Origin of the sequence: Phenylobacterium sp., from assembly GCF_022402485.1 — a bacterium.
Taxonomy (GTDB): Bacteria; Pseudomonadota; Alphaproteobacteria; order Caulobacterales; family Caulobacteraceae; genus Phenylobacterium.
Genome location: NZ_JAKRSA010000023.1, coordinates 139673 through 161426 on the forward strand (window position 1 = coordinate 139673; position 21754 = coordinate 161426).

Here is a 21754-nt window from a genome sequence, read left to right on the forward strand (position 1 = left end):
CCGTGAGGGCGGGCGGCGAAGGTCATGGGCGGCCCTATAGCCGAGGCGCAGACTTAAGGCCAGCCTTCAGGCCTAGCTCCGCAGCCGGGCGATGAGCGCCAAGGTGGACGGATCGTGGGCCTGCGGGGCCTCGCCCTCCAGGTCAGCCAGGATGCGGCCAGCCAGGGTCTTGCCCAATTCCACGCCCCATTGGTCGAAACTGTTGATCCCCCAGATCACCCCCTCGACGAAGGTCTTGTGCTCATAGAGCGCGATCAGGGCGCCCAGGGTCTCGGGGTTCAGGGTCTCCATCAGCAGAAAGGTCGTAGGACGATTGCCGGGGAAGGTCTTCTGAGGGGCCAGGATCTCAATCTCCCCCGCACTCAGGCCCTCCTGCGCCAGGGTACGACGGACCTCAGACTCTGGTCGGCCGACCATCAGGGCCTCGGCCTGGGCCAAGGCATTGGCCAGGAGTTTGGTCTGGGACTCAGGGTGTCCATCAGCGCTGCGGGCCACGGCCAGGATGTCGGCGGGGATGACGTCGCTGCCCTGGTGCATCAGCTGAAAAAAGGCGTGCTGAACATTGGCGCCGGCGTCGCCGAACACAGTGGCCGCCGTGGCCTGGCTGACCGGCTGGCCATCGGTCCGCACCTGCTTGCCGTTGGACTCCATCTCCAGCTGCTGAAGGAAGTTGGGCAGGAGCCGCAAACGCTGGGCATAGGGGACCACGGCGCGCACGGGGCGGTCCATGGCATTGCGGTTGAAGATATGGGCCAGGGCCAGAAGGACCGGTGCGTTGGCCTCAAGCGGCGCCTGCCGAAAGTGATCATCCATGGCCGCGCCGCCCGACAGGAGGGCCTCGAAGACCTCAGGGCCAAGGGCGATGGCGCAGGACAGCCCCACAGCCGACCAGATCGAATAGCGGCCGCCGACCCAGTCGCGGAAGCCGAACACCTGATCGGCGCGCACACCAAAGGCCTGGGCTCTGTCGGGGGCCGCCGACACCGCCACCAGATGGCTGTCTGCGCCCGCCCCCAGGGCATCCCGCAGCCAGGCCCGGGCGATGGTCGCATTGGCCATGGTCTCCTGGGTGGTGAAGGTCTTGGAGACCACGACCACCAGGGTCTCGGCAGGCTCAAGGCCGGCCAGGGCCTGGGTGATTTCGGCGGGATCCACATTGGCGGCGAAACGCAGCTCAATCTTCGGAACCGGCGCGCGCAGGGCCTCCCACACCAGTCTGGGTCCGAAGTCCGACCCCCCAATGCCGATATGGACCACTGCCTTGAAAGGCTTGCCTGTGGCACCTGTTCGGGTGCCGGTCCGGATAGCACCAGCGAAAGCGCCCATGGCCGCCCGGCTAGCCTCCACCTCGGCGGACACAGGTTCGCCCTGCGCGAAAAACGCCGACCCTTGCGGTGCGCGCAGGGCCATGTGCAGGGCCGCGCGGCCTTCGGAGGGATTGACCATGGCACCGGCGAACAGGCGATCGCGGGCGACCTCCACCTCGGCGGCGCGGGCGAGATCGAGCGCCAGACCCAGATCCTTCAGCGACCATGGCTGCTTGGAAAGGTCGAGATAAAGACCACAGGCGGTCAGGGTCAGCGGCTCGAGACGGTCAGGCTCGGCGTCAAACAGGCTGGCAATGGGGCGGGCTGCGGCCGCCGCGCCAGCGGCGCGCAGACGCCGCCAGGCGGCCTGGTGATCAGACATGGTTCATCCCCCATTCAACCGACGCCATACATGCTGACTGTACGCGCCGGGGCAAAGCCGGTTAGCAAAAGCCCAGCGTCTCGTCTCTGTTCCGCCGCGATTTGGCGGGCGCCTACCGCCCAGACTGCGTTTGGAGGTCAAACCCATGCCCTGCGCCGCCCTTGCCGCCTCTAGCCTTCTGTGGCTGACCGCCGGACCAGTTCCGGCGCGGGCCGAGCCCCCCCTGCCCCCAGCCGCCTCAGCTCTGGAGCCGCTGTTTGCCGACATCGTCACCCGCGCCCGCGCCCTGAAGGCCGAGGCTGAGGCCATGGGCTCATCGAACGCGCCGGCCACTGACGCCTTCAAGACTGGTATCGCTGACCTGGCTGCCCTGGACATGGCCGGGCAGAAGGTCGTCCGCGAGCGCGGGAATGATGGGGACCTGGCCTGCATTCTGCGCGGGATCGCCGAAGACCTCCCCGTGAAGCTCGCAGCCCTGCAGCTGGCCAATGACCCGACCACCCGCGACAGCGCCCTGAAAGAGCTCATCTATCTGCTCAACGACAATATCGAGGTCATCCTGGCCCCGCCGGGGCCAGCCTCCGGGATCGCGCCGCTCGAAGCGAGCTGATCCCTCAGTACTTCACGCTGCAGCCATAGGGGGGCGACACCGGCTGGGCCACGCTCCGCCCGGCCTTCATGTCCGCCAGGGCGGCGACCACGAAGTTCTTCGCCCCGGCCAGGGTGGCGGGGTCGGCGCTGTTCTTGTCGTCGATGCCGCCCATATAGACGAGGGTCCCCGCAGGATTGACGATGTACATGTGCGGGGTGGTCTTGGCGCCATAGGCACGGCCCACCTGGCCCTTGGGATCGATCAGGATGGCGGCGGGCGCAGCCCCGGTGCGGGTCCTCCAGGCATTGGCCTCTGCAGGCGTCTTGTAGCCCTGCTTGCCCGGTGCCGAAGAGATGATGCTCAGCCAGATGACCCCGTCCCGGGCGGCGCGCTTCTGCAGATCCTGCATGGCCCCGCCGTCATAGTGCTTTTGCACATAGGGGCAGCCCTCATTGGTCCACTCCAGAACCACGGTTTTGCCGCGGAACTCCGAGAGGGTCCGGGTCTTGCCGGTGGAATCCACCACGCTGAAGGCCGGGGCAGGCTTGCCCAGGGTCGGATTGGCCTGGGCCGGGGCAGCGACCAGGGCGGCGACAGCGGCCAGGCCAGCCAAGGCCAGGCGGCGGTGAGGGGCGAATGGCATTATGGGCGTCTCCTGCGGGGATTGTGGCATTGTGACCTGCGAAGCTGATGTCAGCCGGCGGCGGCCTCCAGGGCGCGGACCACAGCGCCCTCGGTGAGAATTTGCGGCAGTATGACCGGTGCCGACCCCTTGGCGTCATAGACGAGATAGAGGGGCACGCCGGCGCGGCCGTGGCGCGCCAGTTCGGCGGCAATCACATCGTCCTTCCGGGTCCAGTCGGCCTTCAGATAGACCGTGCCTGTGGCGGCCAGGGTGTCAGCTACCCCCTGACGCGCCAGGGCGACCTGCTCATTGACCTGGCAGGTGACGCACCAGGCGGCTGTGAAATTGACGAAGACGGGCAGGCCCTGCGCCTGCAATTGCGCCAGCCGTTCTGCGCTGTAGGGCTCGTAGGGCAGTTCGGCGACCAGCCCCGACGGCTCAGCGCCCGTGGGCAGGGCCGCAGGATAGGTCGGAAAGACCGTGGCGATCAGCGCCAGCCCCGCAAGCACGGCTGCGCTGGCCCGCAGGCCAATCCCCCCCGACCGAGATTGCGAGAGGCCAAAGAGCCAGGCTGCCAGCGCCAGCACAATGGCCGCCGCCAAAAGCCGCGCCATGCCCGTGGGGCCAGCCTGCAGGGTCAACACCCAGAGCAGCCAGGCTGCAGCACCATACATCGGAAAGGCCAGCACCCGGCGGAGATGAGTCATCCAGGGTCCGGGACGGGGCAGACGGGCCAGAAGCTTGGGCGCGAAGGCCAGCGCCACAAAAGGCGCGGCAAAGCCGAGGCCAAGCGCGGCAAAGACCAGCAGGGCCGCAGCAGGCGTCTGGGTCAGGGCCCAGCCCAGAGCCGGTGCCATTAATGGCGCTGTGCAAGGGGCGGCAACGACCACCGCCAGGACACCCGTAAAGAAGGCCCCGCTCAGCCCACCCCGCGTGGCGAGACCTGACCCAACCCCCTGCAGCGAGGCTCCGACTTCAAACACCCCTGAGAGGTTGAGGGCCACCGCCAGCATGAGCAGGCATAGGGCGGCCACCACCGGCGGAGACTGAAGCTGGAAGCCCCAGCCCACCGCAGCGCCGGCCGCCTGGGCGAGGATCAGAACGCCGGCCAGGGCCAGGAAGGTGGCCAGCACGCCCGCCAGAAAGGCCAGACCCTGTCGGCGGGCACCCCTGACCTCATGGGCGTGGCCAGCCAGACTGGCGGCCTTCATGGCCAGGATTGGGAAGACGCAGGGCATCAGGTTGAGGATCAGCCCGCCAAGGGCGGCAAACACCAGGGCGACAGGCAGGCCAAGGCCACTGCCTCCACTGCTGCGAGGGGCGGGGGGGCCAAGACCAGCGGCTTCGACTGGCAAGGATCCCACCGTCGCCTCGATCTCATAAAAGGCGTCCCCGGCCTTCAACACACCGACCAGGACCTCGGGCGGCTCTGGCCCTTGAAAGGCGTAGCTGGCGGTCAGGCCAAGGGTCAGGCCCTGTGGGCCCCGCTCGATCGACTGGGGGGCGGCATGATCGATCACGGCCCCATCAAAGGGAAAGAAGTAGCTGCCGGCCAGGTCCAGACCCGCCAGGGCCGCACCAGTGACCGCCAGCTTTAGGCCCTGGTCGCCGTTCTCAAAACGCGCGGTCAGGTCAGCCCGCTTGGGGGCCGCATCCAGGGCGCGGGCGATGGGGGCAGCCCATCGGCCGGCGGCCTCGGCGGCTTGGGCTTGAACCGGGAGAACCAGCTCAAGCTCAGCGCTTTCGGGAATGCAGATGTCCTCGCAGACCAGAAAATCAGCCCGAGCCTGGAGGGTCACCGACTGCCCCACCGGGGCACCGGCCGGGGCGGTGAGCGCCATGGGCAGCAGCACTTCGCCGGAATAGCCGTAGTTCACCAAGGGCCCGACCGGATAGGGCTGAGGGGCCTGCCAGACAAAGTCGCCGACGGTCCAACCCGGGGGCAGGGTCCAGGTGATCTTGGTCGCCTCGCCAGAGTCCCCAGGATTGCGCCAATAGGTGTGCCAGCCCTTGTCGATCTCCTGACGCAGGGCAACCTGAACGGTCTGGCCCGGGGCGATGGCCGAGGTCTGGGCAACCAGTTCAGCTTGGAGATGACCGGTGTCCACCGCGGCCTGGGCAAGCGGGGCCGTCAGGGCCATCAAGGCGAGCACGAGGCCAGCAAGGCGAGGCGTCATAGGGGCGTCCGAACCTGTTTGGGGGCGTCCCTATATGGGGCCAGATGGACCTGCCCCGCAAACATCTGATTCGCGGCGTGGGTCGCCTTGCGCTTTACGCGGCGCAGACGGCGGTGGTTACATTGAGAGACAGCAGAGGGGCGACAATGCCGGGGTCTTTCGACGACATCGAAATCGGACAGGTGGTCGCCCTGGGGGCGGCTGCCGTGGACGCCCGGGCCCTGGAGGCCTTCATCACAGCCTTTACACCGGGATGGACCACAGATCGTGGGGCGCCTGACGCCATGGTGTTCGCCATCTGGGCCCGGCTGGACGGACAGGCTGCCACAGGCTGGCCTCAGACCAAGCGCCTGGGGGTCGATGCCCTGCGCTGGGTGCGCAATCCGCCGCCCGGCGAGCTGCTGCGGGCTCGCATGACCATCATGGGCAAGGATCCCGTGGGCGAGGGCAAGGGCATCGTCATCGCCCAGCATGACCTGCTCGATGAGGCTGGCCGGCTGGTGTTTTCCTGCCTGACCCGCAGCATCTTCGCCCGGTAGGCGCAGGCGCCTACCGGGGAGACGCAATCATCAGCTGTTGGCGGCCTGCGGGGCCTGATTCTGCAGCTGCATCTGGCGGTTCATCGACAGAGCGACCAGACGGTCCCACTGGGCCAGCGACATCAGGTGGGCATAGATCAGGTTCAGGGCGCCCGACTGGCGGAGGTCCATGAACTTGTCGGCCGGCAGTTCACGCAGGCGATCCTCTGAAACACCGAAATAGTCTGCCAGCTTGAGCGGCTCGCCTTGCGTGCCGTCTTCATTGTTCGGCGTGTAGTAGGACTCCTTGGCCTCGAACAGGTCGAGCGCCTTGAGCAGCTGAACGAAGCTCTGGGTCTTCTGCCGCTCGATCTCGTAGTCATTGCAGAACTTCATGCAGTTCTGGGTGTACTCGGTGGGCTCGCCCTTTTCATCGAAGAAGGCCAGCTCGGGATCGCTTTCGGCGAAGAAAGCCGCCGAACGGTCCACGCAGAGGATCGATTGACCGGCCTTGGGGTCATTGGCGAACACGAACGGATAACGGCGCACATAGGCCGGGACATAGACGCCTGCATCGAACACGCCGGTGGGCAGGACGAAGAGGTTTTCGTCGTGATTCAGACCCATCACCTGCAGGGGGGTCTTTTCCTCGCCCACGAAGATGATCGGGCCATTGAGCACGCCCAGCTGGAACTCAGAGGCCGTCAGGGGCACCAGATTGTGCTTGGCCGCAAAGCTGAAGGGGCCGTCGATGCGCTTGACGCCCATACCTTTGTGCATGGTCGGGTTCAGCGGCTCGGGCCGGTTGTAATACAGGACAGTGCCGGTCAGTTGGCCCGCGGCCGATGGGGTCGTCTCGGTCATTGGTAACCTTCGAGGATTCAGGGGCCCAGCCGGGGCCGGTGAGGACCCACGCACGGAGCGGTCGGGCGCTTCTAACCGATCATGGCAAGGGCGGCAAACCCCTGGAGGGACGCTTGCCTTGTGGCCGCTGTGCCGGTTCAATCAGTCCCATAGATGAGCAGCCCCGTCCAAGAACGGGCTCCGGAGGAACATTTCAACATGCCTATCTTTTATCCCGACATTCTCGATCAGCGTACGGGTCCGCGCACCTTCACCTATGGCGACAAGGACGTGATGCTCTACGCCCTGGGCGTCGGCATGGGCCAGGACCCCATGAACGAGACGGAGCTGGCCTTCGTCTATGAGAAGAATCTGAAGGTCATCCCCACCGCCGCCACCGTTCTGGCCGCCGGCGCCCGCGCCCTGGCCAATGCCGGTCCCGCCCCCGCGATGCCGGAAGGCCACCGTCCCAGCCAGATCAACTTCCTGATGGTCGTGCACGGCGAACAGAAGGTGGAGCTGCACAAGCCCCTGCCGTCCAAGGGGACCTTCACCGTCGAGGGCCGCACGGTCGCCGCCTATGACAAGGGCAAGGACAAGGGCGCCGTCATCATCAACGAATCGGTCTGGACCGACGAAAAGGGCGAAAAGGTCGCCACCCTGACCTCGTCCACCTTCGCCCGCGGCGACGGCGGCTTTGGCGGCCCCACCGAAGGTGCCCCTGAGCCCCACAAGGCCCCGGACCGGGCGCCGGACATGTCGGTGGACTTCACCACCCGCGAGGACCAGGCCCTGCTCTACCGGCTGAACGGTGACCGCAACCCGCTGCACTCCGATCCGGACTCGGCCAAGCGCTCGGGCTTCCCGCGACCGATCCTGCATGGCCTGTGCACCTATGGCATCACCTGCCGCGCCATCCTGCAGGCGGTAACAGATTTTGATCCCGACCAGATCAAGAGCCACGAGGCCCGCTTCTCTGCGCCTGTCTTCCCCGGCGACACCATCACGGTGGACATCTGGAAAGACGGCAAGGAGATCAGCTTCGAGGCCCGGGTTCAGGCCCGCAACGCCACGGTGATCAAGAACGGCCTCGCCGTCCTTCGGTAAGAGTCAAACGCTAGGCCCGATACGCCCGGTAGACCACCGTCGGGCGCATCGGGTCGTCTTCCCCGTACACCGGTTCCTCGAAGTCGCTGGCCGCGTCCCGAACCATGGCCAGCCGCTCCATCACTGCGCGGGAGCGCAGGTTGATCTTCGCGGTCTTGGCGGTGATCTCCGCCAGCTCCAGGCGCGCAAGGCCATCTCGCATGACCGCGCGGGCCGCCTCCGTCGCATAGCCGTGGCCCCAGGCCGCTCGCGCTAGCCGCCAACCCAGATCGATAAAGGGTGGCAGCGGGACCGCTGGATGGGAGGGCATCAGGCCGCAGGCGCCGAGAAAGGCGCCGTCCGACCGCCGTTCGATGGCCCACCTTCCCATGCCCAGTTGCGCAAAGGCGTCTTGGGCGCGGTCCATAAAGGCCAAAGCGCCGTCCCGCGTGAGCACGCCCCCCAGCCACTGCATGACCTCAGGGTCGGCGGACATGTCCGCAAGCGGGTCAAGATCTTCTTCCCGCCATAGACGCAGGATCAGCCGCTCGGTTTCGATCATGGCGCAAGCCTACAGCATTCAGGCCGGGCGCGGACTGCTCAGGGCTCCATAGAGGTCGGTACGGCGGTCGCGGAAGAAGCCCCAGGCCGCCCGGTGGGTGGTGAGGAAGTCGAGATCGAACGCGGCGCTCAGCACGCCTTCTTCGTCGGCCCCAAACTCAGCCACCAGATCCCCGCGATGGTCGGCGATGAACGACGCGCCATAGAACCGCTGGCCACCGCCGGGGTAATTCTCCCAGGGCTCGAAGCCGATGCGGTTGGCCCCCACCACCGGGATCACGTTGGAGACCGCATGCCCCTGCATGGCACGCCGCCAGGGGGCGGCGGTGTCCAGGGTCTCATCATGGGGCTCAGAGCCGATGGCGGTGGGATAGAACAGCACCTCGGCGCCCATCAGGGCCATGGCGCGGGCGGCCTCCGGGTACCACTGATCCCAGCAGATGCCGACGCCGACCTTGCCAAACCGGGTGTCCCAGACCCGGAAACCCGTATCCCCGGGGCGGAAATAGTACTTCTCCTGATAGCCCGGCCCGTCGGGGATGTGGCTCTTGCGATAGACACCCATGGGGGAACCGTCGGCGTCGATCATCACCACGCTGTTGAAATAGTGCGGCCCTTCCCGCTCGTAGATCGAGATCGGCAGGACGACGCCAAGCTCGGCCGCCAGGGGCGCAAGGGCGGTGACGCAAGGGTGCTCGCGCCAGGGATGGGCGGAGGAGAACCAGCGCTCCTCCTGGGTGACGCAGAAATAGGGGCCCTGGAACAGCTCGGACGGCAGGATCACCTGGGCACCCTGGCTGGCAGCCTCGCGGATGAAGTCGGCGGTCTTCTTGATGTTGGCGGCGAGGTCCAGACCATAGGCGGTCTGGATGGCGGCAACCTTGATGATGCGGGCCATCAGGCGGGCTCCTGCTGGGTGATGCAGTGGAAGGAACCGCCGCCGGTGAGGATGGCGGTCGACGGCAGGCCGATGACTTCGCGCCCTGGAAACACGGTCTTGAGGGCCTCCATGGCCATCTCGCCGGGGCGCTGCGCATAGGTGGGCACAATCACCGCCCCATTGGCGATGATGAAGTTCATGTGCGAGGCCGGCACATAGTCGCCCTCGGCGTTCTCGATCCAGCCGGGCGAGGGAATTCGCACCACTTTCAGCCGCTCACCCCGAGCATCCGCCATACCAGACAGCCGGCGGGCGGCGTCGTCATAGGCGTCCATATTGGGGTCGCCGCGGCCATAGGCGACCGGACAGACCACCACGCCAGGCGCCACGAAGCGGGCCAGGTTATCCACATGGCCGTCGGTGTGGTCGTTCTGCAGGCCGTCCCCCAGCCACAGGGTCTTGCGGACGCCCAGCGCCTCAGAAAGGGCAGCCTCGGCGGCCTCGGCGCTCCAGCCGGGGTTACGGTTGGGGTTCAAAAGGCACTGGCCGGTGGTGAGCACCGTACCAAAGCCATCATGGTCCAGGGCGCCGCCTTCCAGGATGAAGCCGTTGGCAGCCAAGGGCAGGCCCGCATGGGCGGCGATCTGACCGGCGACCGTCTCGTCATGGGGATAGACGTACTTGCCGCCCCAGCCGTTGAAGCCAAAGCCCCGGGCGCTGAAGCCCTCGCCCTCGCGGGCGAAAATCGGGCCGGTATCCCGCAGCCAGATGTCGCCAAAGGCGCCGGCCACGATCTCGATCCCGGCCACACCGTCCAACAGGCGCCTTGCGTCGGCCTCCCCCGCCGGCGACCCGGTCATCAGGCGCACCTGCTCGGCGCCAGGCCCAGCCAGGGCGCGGGCCAGGTCTGCCACCTCCGTCTGGGCCTGAGCCAGATCGTCGCCCCACAGTTCCCCGTGGCTGGGAAAGCCCAGCCACATAGCCCGATGAGGCGCCCATTCGGCGGGAACAACGAGGCTCATTCCAGATCCCTTCATGCAGGCGCCCGACGCCCGCCCAGACAGAACCGGCGCAGATGGGCGCAGCCAGCCTCAAGGTCAAGCGTCGCCTTGCGCGCCCTGACGCCCACGAAAAAGGGGGCGGCCCGAAAGCCGCCCCCCAATCTCAGTCTGATCGAACGTCAGATCAGAACTCGTAGCGCAGGCCGACCTGGATGGCCCAGACCGACTTGCCGTTGTTGTCGATGTTCTCACGCAGGCCATCGGCGCTGAAGCTGGAGTAGCGATACCGGGCGCAGGAGGGATCACCTGTGGCCACCGCAGTGCCCGCCGCATTGGCGCAGTTGACCCGCACCAGGGAGTTCACGTCGGTATACTCTTCAACGATGCCCCACTCGTCGTTCAGCATGTTCAGCACGTTCTGCATGTCCAGAACGACGCGGAACTTATGGCCGGCGAAGTAGGACGGCAGCTCCTGGCTGAGCTGCAGGTCGACGATGTGGATGTCGTCGTTCTGGAAGTAGCCCTTGGGAACGATCTGGTTCTGCGGCAGGCCGAACTGCTGCACGGCGCGGATGAAGTTATCCCGCGTCGAGGTGTCGGCAAAGCGAACCAGACCATAATCAAGGCCGCTGGCGCCGCCATTTCCGGACATGTCCGGCACATAGAGGAGGTGCGTAGAGCCGCGGTTGACCCCGAACACCGGGCTACGGCCGCCGGTCGCATCGCTCATGGTGAAGGTGGTGCCGCGACCCGAGCGCTTTTCGGCAAACAGGGTCGCGCGGGTTTCCAGATCCCACAGGAAGGATCGGGCATAGCTCGCCTGGAACTTGAAGCTGTGCTCGATCTCCTCATAAGAGGAGCCGTAGGCCGGCTGTTCAGGGTCCTGGCCCACCGGAGTCTGGTACATTGAGCTCTGGGTCGAGCTGAACCGGAACGAGGACGAGAAGTCGTCAATGTCCTGGTAGGTGTAGCTGCCCGTCACGTCGAGGCCAAAGTCGAAGGTCTTCTGCAGGGAGACCGCCGCAACCAGACCACGCCCCTTGTTGGTGTTGTAGGCCACCAGATCCCGGGCTGAACCCAGGTTCTGCGAGGTGATGCCGGCGGCGGCGCGTTGGGCCGCAGACCCACCGATGCCGTCATAGCGCAGGCGGCCATCAGGCGTGCGCTGGGTCACACCGTTGACCACTAGCGGGGCCGAACGGGTGTCGCGGAGATAGAGCCCGTCGCGGACCTGGGTGGTGACCACATCAAGGCCAAGGTTCCAGCCATCCCACAGTTCATACTGGGCGTTGAGGAACAGCTTCCATTCCGAAGGGAACTTGAAGCCCGGTGCAAAAGCCCCGACCTCGGTGGTCGGCGATGCGCTGGCGCCGCCCTGGAAGGCCCGGACATCGGCCGGGATGTCATAGAAGGTCCGGGCATCCGTCCGGCTCACATTCAGGGCCGAGGCCCCGATCGCCTGGGTGAAGCCCGGGGCACCGGTGGTTTCGCGGAAAGTGCCGTCGGCATTTCGCTCAAACACCACGCCGGAGGTCAGGAAGCCCGCGCCGCCGCCATAGGAGTTGGAGGCCAAAACGTCGGGCACGCCGCCGGAGAACAGGCCGCCACCGACCCGCACCTTGAGACGATCCGAAGCGCGCCAGTCCACCGAGAAGCGCGGCATCATCACGCTGAGGCCGTCATAGCTTTTCTGGTTGGAGAAACCGTTTCTCGCCAGGAAATTGGTATTCAAGGGCGGCGGATCGTCGTTGGTGTACCAGTCGTAGCGAATGCCCGCCGAGACCGTCAGGTCCGGGTTGATGTCATAGGTGTCCTGCAGGAACACCGAGTTCAGTCGGTAAGTGAGGTCAGCCGTTACGTCGGCCACCGTCAGACCACGAATGGCATCGGTATAGCCCAGACGGTTGGCGCGACCGGCGGCGAAATCGGCGATCGAGTCGAAGTAGTAGATCCCGTCCTGGGTCGGCAGGAACAGGTTAGCGACATCCTGCCTTTGGCTTGACGCACCAAACTTCAGCAGGTGATCACCCAGAGCCCATTCGCCCTTGAACTGGATGGTCAGGTTGTCGGTCGCCAGTTCATTGGCGTGACGGAATTGGTCAGGACCAAACTGCAGCAGCGACGGGTTCGCCTGGCCGGCCAGGTCACAGCCGGTAACCGAGCCACCGCTGGTGGGGGCCAGGCAGACCTGAACGTGGGAGAATTCCTGGCCCGACGGCGGCAGCTGGCGACGCTCATAGTCGCGCAGGGTCACCCGCAGCTGGGTCGAGAAGGTGTCGGTCCAGTCTGAATTCAACTCACCGGTGTAGGAATAGTCCTCTTCCCCGGTGAGGTACCACTGGGAGTCCAGGCCGGCCGAAGAGGTGGTGATGTTGGTCCGCTGGACCAGCTCGGAGAGCGCATAGCGCGCCGTCAGGGCCAGACGATGCTGATCGGTCAGGTTGGCGTCGATCTTGAACGAGTACTTCTCATCCAGGACCGGCTTGGTGCGGGCGATCGTACCGACGTCAAACTTGCTGGCATAGTTGCTGTTGAAGATCCCGGTGACCTGGTCGATCTGGGCCTGGTTCACACCACGGACAGAGTTGGCAAAGCCAGCGCCCTCGGGACCGGTGGAGGTCAGGTCGCTGGTCTCGTAGATCTCATAGGACGCGGCGAAGAACAGGCGGTCCTGCCAAATCGGGCCCGACAGGAAGGCACCCCAGTTGGTCTGGGAGACCTGCGAACCGATGTTGTTGCCGCGGATCGAGCGGCCGACCATGCCGTCGTTCAGATAGTTGAGGAACACGCTGCCGCTGAAGTCGTTTTCGCCGGACTTCAGCACCACGTCCAGGGCGCCGCCGGAGAAGTCGCCGTTTTCCACGTCCACCGGGACCGCGTCGACGGTGAACTGCTCCACCGCGTCCAGGGAGATGGGGCCCCGACGGGTAGGAGTGCCGCCGGTGTTCAGGCCGAAGTCGTCCTGGGCCTGGGCACCGTCGATGGTGATGCGGTTGTTCCGCGGGTTGGAGCCGGCGATGGAGATGCCGCCGTCACCGCGGGTGTTCTGGGTAACCAGGGCGCTGCGGCGCGCCAGGTCGCGGATATCGCGGGTGACCGAGACGACGCTTTCGATCGCGGTCTCGTCGAGCACGCGGCGGACGCCGGTGCTGTCCTCGCCAGGAGCGGCGGTCACGACCAGCTCAGCCACCTGCGAGAAGAGGTCGAAGCTCAGGCGGGTGGTCTCACCGAGGGTCAGGAACACGTTTTCTTGGGTGCGCTCGCCGAAGCCGGGGGCGCTGACCGTGATGGTGTAAGGGCCGCCGACCCGCAGACCGCGGCTGTCGAACACGCCCTGGGCGTTGGTACCGGTCACCGACCGGGTGTTGGAGGGCGTATGCACCACCGTGACGCTGGCATTGCCCACGGGGGCTCCAGCTTCCGTAAACACCTGGCCGCGGATGGCCGACGTGGTTTCCTGCGCGTAGACCGCGCTGCCCATGGCGCAGACGAGCGCAGTGAGCGCAGCCCCGCCAGCGAGGCGCTTCATTGACGTCATTGTGAGAATCCCCTCTCGATCCAGCCCCGGGGCAGGCGAGCACGCACACAACCCGAGTCTGGCGCTCTATACAGCCAAGTGAGGCACTTGTAGGTGATGGATTTATGACGCCGCCAAACTGTTGTCACGGCGCCACACCGAGAGGCACCTAGGCCTTTACAGCGCCTCGCCTGCGAGCAACGGTCCGCACCGTTCGGGAGCCGCCCTTGTCCAGCCTGTCGCCCTCCAATCCGTCCGCCCATCGGCTTAGCGATCCCGCTAGCGCAGCCTGGCGTATGGCCCTGTGGATCACTGTGGCCCTGACGGCCGTGCGGCTGGCGACGATCTTTGTCACGCCTCTGGAGCTCTATCCCGACGAGGCTCAGTACTGGCTTTGGTCCCGCACCCTGGACTTTGGCTATTATTCGAAACCGCCCATGGTGGCCTGGGCCATCTGGGCGACCACATTGGCCGGCGACGGCGAGCCCCTCGTCAGGCTCTCGGCGCCGCTATTTCAGGCCGCGACCGCGCTCGGGGTGTTTGTTCTCGCCCGCCGACTTTATGGGGTGGAGGTCGCCCTGGCGGCCTGCGCGCTCTATCACCTGACCCCCGGCGTGCAGCTGTCGTCAGCGGTGGTGGCCACGGACGCGCCGCTGATGGCGGCCCTGGTCTGGTCCCTGGCGCTGTATGTCCAGCTGCCGGGTACCGATGCCCCGCGGCAGTGGCGTGTGGCGGCCGGCGCGGGTGCCCTCCTGGGCCTCGCCTTCCTGTCGAAATATGCCGCCATCTACGCCCTGGTCGGGGTGGGCCTGCACCTGATTCTGGACCGGGAAGCGCGCGCGCCATGGCGGCCGGCGGTCATCGCCGCAGCGCTTGCCTCGGCGCTCGCCGTGATGGCACCCAATCTGGTCTGGAACGCCCTGCATGGGTTCTCGACGGTCCAGCATACGGCGGCCAATGCCAACTGGAGCGCCAGCGACCTGTTCCACCCTGGGGAGCTGCTGGATTTTGTGGGATCTCAGTTCGGGGTGTTTGGCCCCATTCCGTTCGCGGTGCTGATCGGTGGCGCAGCCCTGATGATCTGGCGTCGACGTCTGACGGGACCAGACCTGCTGCTGCTGTGCTTTGCCCTGCCGCCCTTTGTGATCGTGACCCTGCAGGCCCTGCTGAGCCGGGCCAACGCCAACTGGACGGCCGCAGGCTATGTGGCGGGCGTCATCCTGGTCACCGCCTGGCTGTTGCGCTGGCGCGCCAAGGGCTGGTTGATCGCGGCACTCGGAACCCAAGGTGTGTTGGCGGCCCTGTTCCTGTCTTTTGTGATCTCCCCAGACCTGGCCGAGCGGGCTGGCATGGCCAACAGCTTCAAGCGGGCCAAGGGCTGGTCCCAGATGACCGAAGCCCTGACCAACCGCGCCATGCATGATCTGCGAGTCACCGCCATCGCGGTGGATGACCGGTTTCTGTTCAATGCGGCGGCCTATTATGGTCGGGACTATTTCGCCCGCGCCGACGCCGCGCCCCTGCGCATGTGGGCGCGGACCGCGACGCCGCAGAACCAGGCCGAGACCGAGGCCGCCTTGACCGCCGCCGACGGCGACCGCGTGCTGGCCATAAGCCTTGAGCCTGATTTCACCGCCGAGATGAAGGCTGACTTCCACAAGGTCGGCGAGGTCGAGATCGTCAATGTCTGGCTCGACCGGGAGCGGAGCCGGCGGGCGGAGATGTTCATGGGCGAAGGCTTCGCGCCTCAGCCCCGGGACCCGGTCACCGGCCTGCCCATACGGCCCTGAGCGCCCGCTCGCGTCCGCAGCCGACCTTGTAGGCCTGATAGCGCCCGGGGTTCTTTTCGGCGAAGTCCTGATGATAGGCCTCCCCCATCCAGAACCGGGCGGCTGGGCGGATCTCTGTGGCCACGGGCTGGCCCAGGGTCCGGGCCACCTGGGTCTTGACCTTCTGGGCGGTATCCTGCTCAGGCCCCGAGGCATAGAAGACCGCCGTGCGATAGGACGGGCCCTGGTCGCAGATCTGACCATTGGGATCTGTGGGATCGATACGCCGGAAAAAGCCCGTCACCAGCTGCTCATAGCTGAGCTTGGTGCGATCATAGGTGACGTGGACCGCCTCCAGGTGACCGGCATGACTGCGGTAGGTGGGGTTGGAACGCGCACCGCCCGCATAGCCGACCACCACATCCACCACCCCGGGGATCTGCTCCAGTTCATGCTCAACCGACCAGAAGCAGCCGCCGGCGAACACCGCTGAGGCCTGGCCGGCCTTGGCGGGCGCAGGGGCCTCTGCCGGCGCGGCAGCGGCGGTGAGCAGGGCCAGCGGAGCCAGCACCATGGCGGCCAGGGTCGAGGTTTTCATGGGCATCCTTTGCAGAGCTGCCGGGTCGGATGAGCGGGCCTTACCCCTCTCCTTCGTCACCGCCAGCTGAAAGGGTTACGCCAGAGCGACCTCAAAGGATGCTTCGGTCTTGGCGCGGGCCTCGTCGAGGCTCACGCTATCGGCCAGCTGCACCAGCCGCAGGGGCGAGCGCCCACGATCCACCTCGAAAACGCCCAGATCGGTGATCACCAGGTCCACAACACCCTGGCCGGTCAGGGGCAGGTTGCAGGCCTTGACCAGCTTGGGCGCGCCGGACTTCTCGGTGTGCTCCATGACGATGACCACGCGCTTGACGCCAGCCACCAGGTCCATGGCCCCGCCCATGCCCTTGACCATCTTTCCCGGCACCATCCAGTTGGCCAGATCCCCATTGGCCGCCACCTGCATGGCGCCCAGGATCGACAGGTCGATGTGACCGCCGCGGATCATGGCGAAGCTATCGGCCGACGAAAAATAGGACGAGGAATCCAGCTCCGTGATGGTCTGCTTGCCGGCATTGATGAGGTCAGCGTCCTCCTCCCCCTCATAGGGAAAGGGGCCCATGCCCAGCATGCCGTTCTCGCTCTGCAGGGTCACCTCGACGCCTTCGGGGATGTAGTTGGCCACCAGGGTCGGAATGCCAATCCCCAGGTTCACATAGAAGCCGTCCTGGAGTTCGCGGGCGGCCCGGGCGGCCATTTCGTCTCGGGTCCAGGCCATCAGACGGTCTCCCCGGCGGCGGGTTGGGCCACGCGAGGCTGGGTGGTCACCCGCTCGATGCGCTTTTCAAAGACCGCCCCCTGGAAAATGGCATCCACATAAATGCCCGGCGTATGGATGTGGTCCTTATCCAGGTCGCCTGGCACCATCAGGCGCTCGACCTCGACAACGGTCCGCGTCCCGGCTGTGGCCATCATGGGATTGAAGTTTCGCGCGGTCTTGCGGAACACCAGATTGCCGGCGGTGTCGCCCACATCGGCCTTGATGATCGAGAGATCGGCGGTCAGGCCGCGCTCCATGACATAGAGCTCGCCGTCAAACTCGCGGACCTCCTTGCCCTCGGCCACCAGGGTCCCGACGCCCGTCTTGGTGAAGAAGGCCGGAATGCCCGCGCCGCCTGCCCGGATACGCTCAGCCAGCGTGCCCTGCGGGTTGAACTCCAGCTCCAGCTCCCCGGAGAGATAGAGCTGCTCGAACAGCTTGTTCTCCCCCACATAGGAGCTGATCATCTTCTTGATCTGCCGGTTCTCCAGCAGGACCCCGAGGCCGAAGCCATCGATCCCGCAGTTGTTGGAGATCACCGTCAGGTCCTTCACCCCATGGGCGCGGATCGCTGCGATCAGATTCTCAGGAATGCCGCAGAGGCCAAAGCCCCCGGCCATGATGGTCATGCCGTCGAACAGGAGACCGTCCAGGGCCTCGGCGGCGTCTTTGCGAACCTTGTTTGCCATAGCCATCCCTTTACGCCGCAGCGCAGCATTTGGGAACCTCCTGACAGCAAAACGGCTCCCCAGGGCCATCGCCCAGGGAGCCGTTCGCTGGGGCTAAGACGCCATCAGTTGGTCAGGGGACGCAGGATGATCTCCACCCGGCGGTTCTGGGCGCGGCCCTCAGGGGTCGCATTGGTGGCGCGGGGCTGGCTCTCGCCGCGGCCCTCCACATAGATGCGGTCCGGATTGAGCCGGCCGCGATTGACGAGGTAGCCCGCCACCGACCCGGCCCGGCGCTCCGAGAGGGCCTGATTATAGGCGTCGGCACCGGTGGAATCGGCATGACCCACCACGTCCACCAGGGTCTGGGGATAGGCGTTCAGGGTCCGGGCCACGTCGTCGAGCACGGTATAGAATCGCGGCTGGATGTCAGACTGATCGACCGCAAAGGTCACGTCGCTGGGCATGTTCAGGATGATGTTGTCACCCTGGCGGATCACATCGACGCCCGTGCCGGCCATCTGCTGGCGGAGCTCGGCCTGCTGGCGGTCCATGTAATTGCCGGCCGCAGCGCCCGCCAGGGCACCGACGCCGGCACCGATCAGGGCGTTCTTACGGCCTTCGGAGCTCTTGTTGGTGTTGGTAAGGTAGCCGAGCGCCGCCCCGCCCAGGGCCCCGGCCAGGGCACCCGTGCCGGTGTTGTTGCGGACCTGCTGGCCCGTATAGGGATCGGTGGTGGTGCAGGCGGCCAGGGCGAAGGCGCCGAGGAGCCCCACTGAGGCTGCGGTCAGAAGACGCATGAGGTCTCTCCAAGAGTGGTTATGTCTACAGCAACGCTAGGCCCTCTTACGAAGTTCCGTTATGGCGGATTTAAGTCCGTCACGGCGACCTCATCCGACCCCACGAGCTCCATTGTGTCAGCAGAATCGATCAATCCCGTCTCATTTGACGCCTATGAGTCCGACTTTGAGGGGTTCGCCCAGGCCCTGGGGGACTCTTTCACGCGCTATGGATTCGCCGTGATCGCCGATCACCCCCTGGCCCAGGACCGGATCGAGGGGGCGCTGGCCGCCACCAAGGCGTTCTTCGCCCTGCCGGAGGCCACCAAGGGTGCCTATGTGGCCGGCCAAGGGGGGCAAAGGGGCTACACCCCGTTTGGCGTTGAGACCGCCAAGGGGGAAACCCACCACGATCTGAAGGAGTTTTGGCACATGGGCCGGGATCTGCCCCCGGGCCATCCTTACGGGGCTGTGATGCCGCCCAATGTGTGGCCCGCCGAGGTTCCGGCGTTCCAGAACGAGGTCACCTGGCTCTACGGCGCCCTCGACACCATGGGTTTGAAGGTCCTGGAGGCTCTGGCGGTCTATCTGGGGCTGGACCGGTCGTTCTTCACCCCCACCGTCGACCAGGGCAATTCCGTGCTCCGGCTGCTCCACTACCCGCCAACTGCAGGAGAGGGCCCCCACATCCGGGCCGCAGCCCATGAAGATATCAACGTCATCACCCTGCTGCTGGGGGCCGAAGAGGCCGGGCTTGAGGTGCTGCGTCGGGATGGCAGCTGGCTGGCCATCAACCCGCCGGCCGGCTCCCTGGTCTGCAACATCGGCGACATGCTGCAGCGGCTGACGAACCACCGCCTGCCGTCCACCACGCATCGGGTGGTCAACCCAACGCCAGAGCGGCGTGGCGTCGCCCGCTATTCGACGCCCTTCTTCCTGCACTTCAATCCGGACTATGAGATCCGCACCCTGCCCAGCTGTGTCGATGCGACCCAACCTGATCGCTACCCTGAACCGATCACAGCTGACGGCTATCTCCAGCAGCGCCTGCGCGAGATAAAACTGCTTTAGCCGAACGGTGATTTTTGTAGGGCGCCAAAATTTAACTTAACCTGGGCGAGTCTTCCCTTCCACCAGAGGGCAGACGCTTAGGGTCATGGTCGACTTCCCAGCCGCCATCGAGGCAGGTGTTCATCGTATGGCGGCGATGGGGGCCCTGGACCTCCTAGCCCTGAAAGCCCCCTTTGAGCGGATCGCCCGGCTCACCCGGGCCCTGGTGAACGGCGGTCTGGGTGACGTGATCCTCATCAACGGCGACCTCACCTGGCACGCCAGCGCCGATGACGGCTTTTCCAGGCGCATCCCGACGGGTCAGTCGTTCGCCGCCCAGGTCGCCCAAAGCCAGGACGTTCAGTGGGTCTGCGATGTCCGGGAAGACCCCCGCTTCCTCGATCATCCCTATGTGGTGGCTGATCCGCATGTGCGGTTCTTTGCTGGCGCACCGATCACCCTTCAGGATGGCTCAGTTCTGGGTGCTGTGGTGGTTGCCGGCCCAGAGGTTCGAGCGTTCGACGCTGATCTGGCAGACTGTCTGAGGGACCTTGCGGCCATGGCAGCCGGCGAGTGCGGTCGCCGCCAGGCACTCAACGACCTCGCCCAGGCCCACCTGCAGACTCAGGCTGCCCGTACCCTCATGGCGGCCTTTGTGGAAACCGCCCCGGTGGCCATCTGCCTGACTGATGCCGACATGCGGATCATCCAGGCCAGCCCCAGGTGGCGCAGCGATCGGGGCGTGAGCGAGCCCCAGGGCAAGATTCTCTATGACGTGCACCCGCGGACGGTGCAGTGGCGCGAGGTCTATAACCACTGCCTGCAGGGCCATACGACCCACCATGAGCAGGTGGCGGTGACAAACCTCGACGGTGAGCAACGCTGGCTGCGGGTGGAGATCACCCCCTGGCGGGACGGCTTGGGCGCCGTCGGCGGCCTGTTGATCATGTCGGTGGACATCACCGACTCGGTCCGCGCACTGGAAGAGGCCCGCCGTTCAGAAGACCGACTCAAGTTCGCCCTGGAAATCGGCGACCTGCAGATGTGGGAGATGGACTACGGGCGCAGTGTCCTGACGGCGGCCGGCGCCCAGGGCTTGCACAAGGGCGCGACCTTTAAGGACGTAGAGCTTGGCATCTGGAAGGCGGTGCATGAGAGCGACCGCCCTCGCTTGATGGCCGCCTGGGACCGCCATCTGCGACACGATGAGCCATTCCATGAGACCTATCGGCTGGTGCCGCCCGATGGTGGCCAGTCCCGTTGGGCCAGTTCGGCGGCCCGGGCCTTCAAGGATGAGTCGGGCCAGATCGCGCGGGTTGTGGGCGTCATTCGAGACATCGACAGTCAGAAGCATAACGAGTTCGAGCTGCTGAAGGCCAAGGAGGCCGCCGAGGCCGCCAACCGCGCCAAGAGCGAATTCCTGGCCAATATGAGTCATGAGATCAGGACACCTCTGAACGGTGTCATGGGGGTGGCCGGGGCCCTGGCCCGCACCGACCTGACCGACCGTCAGGCCGAGATGGTGGGCCTGATCGAGACCTCGGCCCAGACCCTGGAGGCGCTGCTTTCAGACATACTGGACCTGGCCCGGATTGAAGCGGGTCGCCTGGAACTTCGACCCGAGCCCTTTGATCTGAGCGCCTCGGTGGCGGCTTGCGCAGCCCTGTTCCGACCTAGCGCCGAAGCCAAGGGTCTAGGCTTTCAGGTCAGAATTCACCCAGACGCCCTAGGCACCTACCAGGGCGACGCCGCAAGGCTGCGCCAGATCCTGGCCAATCTGCTGGGCAACGCCGTCAAGTTCACCAGCCAGGGCAAGGTTTGCCTGGACGTGATGGGCGCGCGCGATGAGACGCGTTCGCGGCTGATCTTCAAGGTGTCTGACACAGGCATTGGCTTTGACGAAGAGACCCGCCAGCGCTTGTTCAGCCGCTTTGAACAGGCCGACGGCTCCATTACCCGACGGTTCGGGGGCACGGGCCTGGGTCTGGCCATCTCCCGCTCCCTGGCCGAAGCCATGGGCGGCAGGCTCTCGGCAGAGTCACGTCACGGTGAGGGCTCGGACTTCATCCTCGAACTCGACCTGCCCCGCAGCAGCGGGGCGGTAGAGGTTTGGCAAGTTGAGGCCGAGACGACCGAACACCTTTCCCCACTCACCGGCATGAAGGTGCTGCTGGCCGAGGATCATCCCACCAACCGTCGTGTGGTTGAACTGATCCTGGGGGCGGCCGGCGTTGCGCTGACCTGCGTCGAGGACGGCGCCCAGGCCGTGTCAGCCTGGGAGACCGGAGCCTTTGACCTGGTGTTGATGGATATGCAGATGCCCGTCATGGACGGCCTGACTGCCATTGGAGAAATCCGGCGGCGTGAGCAGGCCAGCGACTTGCGCCGTACGCCGATCTACACGCTGACGGCAAACGCCATGCCCGAACACGGGCTGGCCTCTGCCGTCGCTGGCGCTGATGGTCATGTGACTAAGCCGGTTACCGCCGAGCGCCTGCTGTCTGCGGTAGAGGACGTCTGGGCTGCGGCTCAGACCACGGCGACCTCTGTCAAACCCGCCCTGAAGTCCACCGGGGCCCGCTGATCTGCGGCTTGCCGCAGGTCTGGGGTGACCGATCGGCCACCCCAGTCCCGCAGGC

Annotated in this window: 18 protein-coding genes; 6 read left to right on the top strand and 12 right to left on the bottom strand. The window is 65.9% G+C overall.

What is annotated here, in order from left to right; all coding sequences use genetic code 11:
- Positions 1-72: 72 nt before the first annotated feature.
- On the bottom strand, positions 73-1689 hold the full coding sequence (gene pgi / locus MH112_RS08795) for a glucose-6-phosphate isomerase (RefSeq protein WP_296566628.1): 1617 nt from the start codon (positions 1687-1689) through the stop codon (positions 73-75).
- A gap of 145 nt (positions 1690-1834) precedes the next feature.
- On the opposite strand from pgi, the gene MH112_RS08800 reads away from it, so the two are divergent.
- Positions 1835-2299 carry a hypothetical protein gene (locus MH112_RS08800; RefSeq protein ID WP_296566631.1) on the top strand — a complete coding sequence of 155 codons (465 nt, stop codon included), beginning with the start codon at positions 1835-1837 and terminating at the stop codon, positions 2297-2299.
- 4 nt (positions 2300-2303) lie between these two features.
- Here the strand turns inward: MH112_RS08800 and MH112_RS08805 are convergent, their stop codons facing one another.
- Together MH112_RS08805 and MH112_RS08810 are read right to left on the bottom strand one after the other, a co-directional pair.
- Entirely contained in the window at positions 2304-2924 is a 621-nt protein-coding gene (locus tag MH112_RS08805; protein ID WP_296566634.1) for a thioredoxin family protein, read from the bottom strand.
- A 50-nt stretch (positions 2925-2974) separates the two neighbouring features.
- Positions 2975-5083 carry a protein-disulfide reductase DsbD domain-containing protein gene (locus tag MH112_RS08810; protein WP_296566636.1) on the bottom strand — a complete coding sequence of 703 codons (2109 nt, stop codon included), beginning with the start codon at positions 5081-5083 and terminating at the stop codon, positions 2975-2977.
- Between the two features lie 146 nt (positions 5084-5229).
- Between MH112_RS08810 and MH112_RS08815 the strand changes: the two genes are divergently transcribed.
- Entirely contained in the window at positions 5230-5622 is a 393-nt protein-coding gene (locus tag MH112_RS08815; protein WP_296566639.1) for an acyl dehydratase, read from the top strand.
- Between the two features lie 30 nt (positions 5623-5652).
- On the opposite strand, the gene MH112_RS08820 is transcribed toward MH112_RS08815, so the two are convergent.
- A complete protein-coding gene (locus tag MH112_RS08820) occupies positions 5653-6465 on the bottom strand; it encodes a SapC family protein (RefSeq protein WP_296566642.1) in 813 nt (270 codons plus the stop codon).
- A gap of 198 nt (positions 6466-6663) precedes the next feature.
- Here MH112_RS08820 and MH112_RS08825 point away from each other — a divergent pair, with 198 nt between their 5' ends.
- Complete coding sequence (locus MH112_RS08825) at positions 6664-7551, top strand: MaoC/PaaZ C-terminal domain-containing protein (protein ID WP_296566645.1); 888 nt, start codon at positions 6664-6666, stop codon at positions 7549-7551.
- 10 nt (positions 7552-7561) lie between these two features.
- On the opposite strand, the gene MH112_RS08830 is transcribed toward MH112_RS08825, so the two are convergent.
- From MH112_RS08830 to MH112_RS08845, 4 genes are all read right to left on the bottom strand, one after another.
- On the bottom strand, positions 7562-8092 hold the full coding sequence (locus MH112_RS08830) for a GNAT family N-acetyltransferase (RefSeq protein ID WP_296566650.1): 531 nt from the start codon (positions 8090-8092) through the stop codon (positions 7562-7564).
- Between the two features lie 18 nt (positions 8093-8110).
- On the bottom strand, positions 8111-8989 hold the full coding sequence (gene aguB / locus MH112_RS08835) for an N-carbamoylputrescine amidase (protein WP_296566653.1): 879 nt from the start codon (positions 8987-8989) through the stop codon (positions 8111-8113).
- The gene (locus tag MH112_RS08840; protein ID WP_296566656.1) at positions 8989-9993 is read right to left on the bottom strand and encodes an agmatine deiminase family protein; all 1005 of its coding nucleotides are present in this window, start codon (positions 9991-9993) and stop codon (positions 8989-8991) included. The genes aguB and MH112_RS08840 overlap by 1 nt, the downstream gene beginning before the upstream one ends.
- Positions 9994-10156: 163 nt before the next feature.
- The gene (locus MH112_RS08845) at positions 10157-13501 is read right to left on the bottom strand and encodes a TonB-dependent receptor (protein WP_296566658.1); all 3345 of its coding nucleotides are present in this window, start codon (positions 13499-13501) and stop codon (positions 10157-10159) included.
- 215 nt (positions 13502-13716) lie between these two features.
- Between MH112_RS08845 and MH112_RS08850 the strand changes: the two genes are divergently transcribed.
- A complete protein-coding gene (locus MH112_RS08850) occupies positions 13717-15279 on the top strand; it encodes a glycosyltransferase family 39 protein (protein WP_365786728.1) in 1563 nt (520 codons plus the stop codon).
- On the opposite strand, the gene msrA is transcribed toward MH112_RS08850, so the two are convergent.
- The 4 genes from msrA to MH112_RS08870 form a co-directional block, all read right to left on the bottom strand.
- Positions 15254-15856: a peptide-methionine (S)-S-oxide reductase MsrA gene (gene msrA, locus MH112_RS08855; protein ID WP_296566660.1), complete on the bottom strand. Its 603-nt coding sequence runs from the start codon at positions 15854-15856 to the stop codon at positions 15254-15256. The genes MH112_RS08850 and msrA overlap by 26 nt on opposite strands.
- Before the next feature lie 75 nt (positions 15857-15931).
- Entirely contained in the window at positions 15932-16576 is a 645-nt protein-coding gene (locus tag MH112_RS08860) for a 3-oxoacid CoA-transferase subunit B (RefSeq protein WP_296566663.1), read from the bottom strand.
- Positions 16576-17307, bottom strand: a complete 732-nt coding sequence (locus MH112_RS08865) for a CoA transferase subunit A (RefSeq protein ID WP_296566667.1) — start codon at positions 17305-17307, stop codon at positions 16576-16578. The genes MH112_RS08860 and MH112_RS08865 overlap by 1 nt, the downstream gene beginning before the upstream one ends.
- A gap of 104 nt (positions 17308-17411) precedes the next feature.
- Positions 17412-18086, bottom strand: a complete 675-nt coding sequence (locus MH112_RS08870; RefSeq protein ID WP_296566670.1) for an OmpA family protein — start codon at positions 18084-18086, stop codon at positions 17412-17414.
- A 114-nt stretch (positions 18087-18200) separates the two neighbouring features.
- Between MH112_RS08870 and MH112_RS08875 the strand changes: the two genes are divergently transcribed.
- Positions 18201-19136: a 2-oxoglutarate and iron-dependent oxygenase domain-containing protein gene (locus MH112_RS08875; RefSeq protein WP_296566672.1), complete on the top strand. Its 936-nt coding sequence runs from the start codon at positions 18201-18203 to the stop codon at positions 19134-19136.
- 85 nt (positions 19137-19221) lie between these two features.
- On the top strand, positions 19222-21699 hold the full coding sequence (locus MH112_RS08880; protein WP_296566673.1) for an ATP-binding protein: 2478 nt from the start codon (positions 19222-19224) through the stop codon (positions 21697-21699).
- Positions 21700-21754 lie beyond the last annotated feature (55 nt).

Coding starts and splice junctions, on each gene's coding strand:
- MH112_RS08805 (WP_296566634.1), bottom strand. CDS start 2,924: ATGCCATTCGCCCCTCACCGCCGCCTGGCCTTGGCTGGCCTGGCCGCT.
- MH112_RS08845 (WP_296566658.1), bottom strand. CDS start 13,501: ATGAAGCGCCTCGCTGGCGGGGCTGCGCTCACTGCGCTCGTCTGCGCC.
- MH112_RS08870 (WP_296566670.1), bottom strand. CDS start 18,086: ATGCGTCTTCTGACCGCAGCCTCAGTGGGGCTCCTCGGCGCCTTCGCC.
- MH112_RS08840 (WP_296566656.1), bottom strand. CDS start 9,993: ATGAGCCTCGTTGTTCCCGCCGAATGGGCGCCTCATCGGGCTATGTGG.
- MH112_RS08830 (WP_296566650.1), bottom strand. CDS start 8,092: ATGATCGAAACCGAGCGGCTGATCCTGCGTCTATGGCGGGAAGAAGAT.
- pgi (WP_296566628.1), bottom strand. CDS start 1,689: ATGTCTGATCACCAGGCCGCCTGGCGGCGTCTGCGCGCCGCTGGCGCG.
- MH112_RS08860 (WP_296566663.1), bottom strand. CDS start 16,576: ATGGCCTGGACCCGAGACGAAATGGCCGCCCGGGCCGCCCGCGAACTC.
- msrA (WP_296566660.1), bottom strand. CDS start 15,856: ATGAAAACCTCGACCCTGGCCGCCATGGTGCTGGCTCCGCTGGCCCTG.
- MH112_RS08815 (WP_296566639.1), top strand. CDS start 5,230: ATGCCGGGGTCTTTCGACGACATCGAAATCGGACAGGTGGTCGCCCTG.
- MH112_RS08825 (WP_296566645.1), top strand. CDS start 6,664: ATGCCTATCTTTTATCCCGACATTCTCGATCAGCGTACGGGTCCGCGC.
- MH112_RS08865 (WP_296566667.1), bottom strand. CDS start 17,307: ATGGCAAACAAGGTTCGCAAAGACGCCGCCGAGGCCCTGGACGGTCTC.
- aguB (WP_296566653.1), bottom strand. CDS start 8,989: ATGGCCCGCATCATCAAGGTTGCCGCCATCCAGACCGCCTATGGTCTG.
- MH112_RS08800 (WP_296566631.1), top strand. CDS start 1,835: ATGCCCTGCGCCGCCCTTGCCGCCTCTAGCCTTCTGTGGCTGACCGCC.
- MH112_RS08810 (WP_296566636.1), bottom strand. CDS start 5,083: ATGACGCCTCGCCTTGCTGGCCTCGTGCTCGCCTTGATGGCCCTGACG.
- MH112_RS08880 (WP_296566673.1), top strand. CDS start 19,222: ATGGTCGACTTCCCAGCCGCCATCGAGGCAGGTGTTCATCGTATGGCG.
- MH112_RS08820 (WP_296566642.1), bottom strand. CDS start 6,465: ATGACCGAGACGACCCCATCGGCCGCGGGCCAACTGACCGGCACTGTC.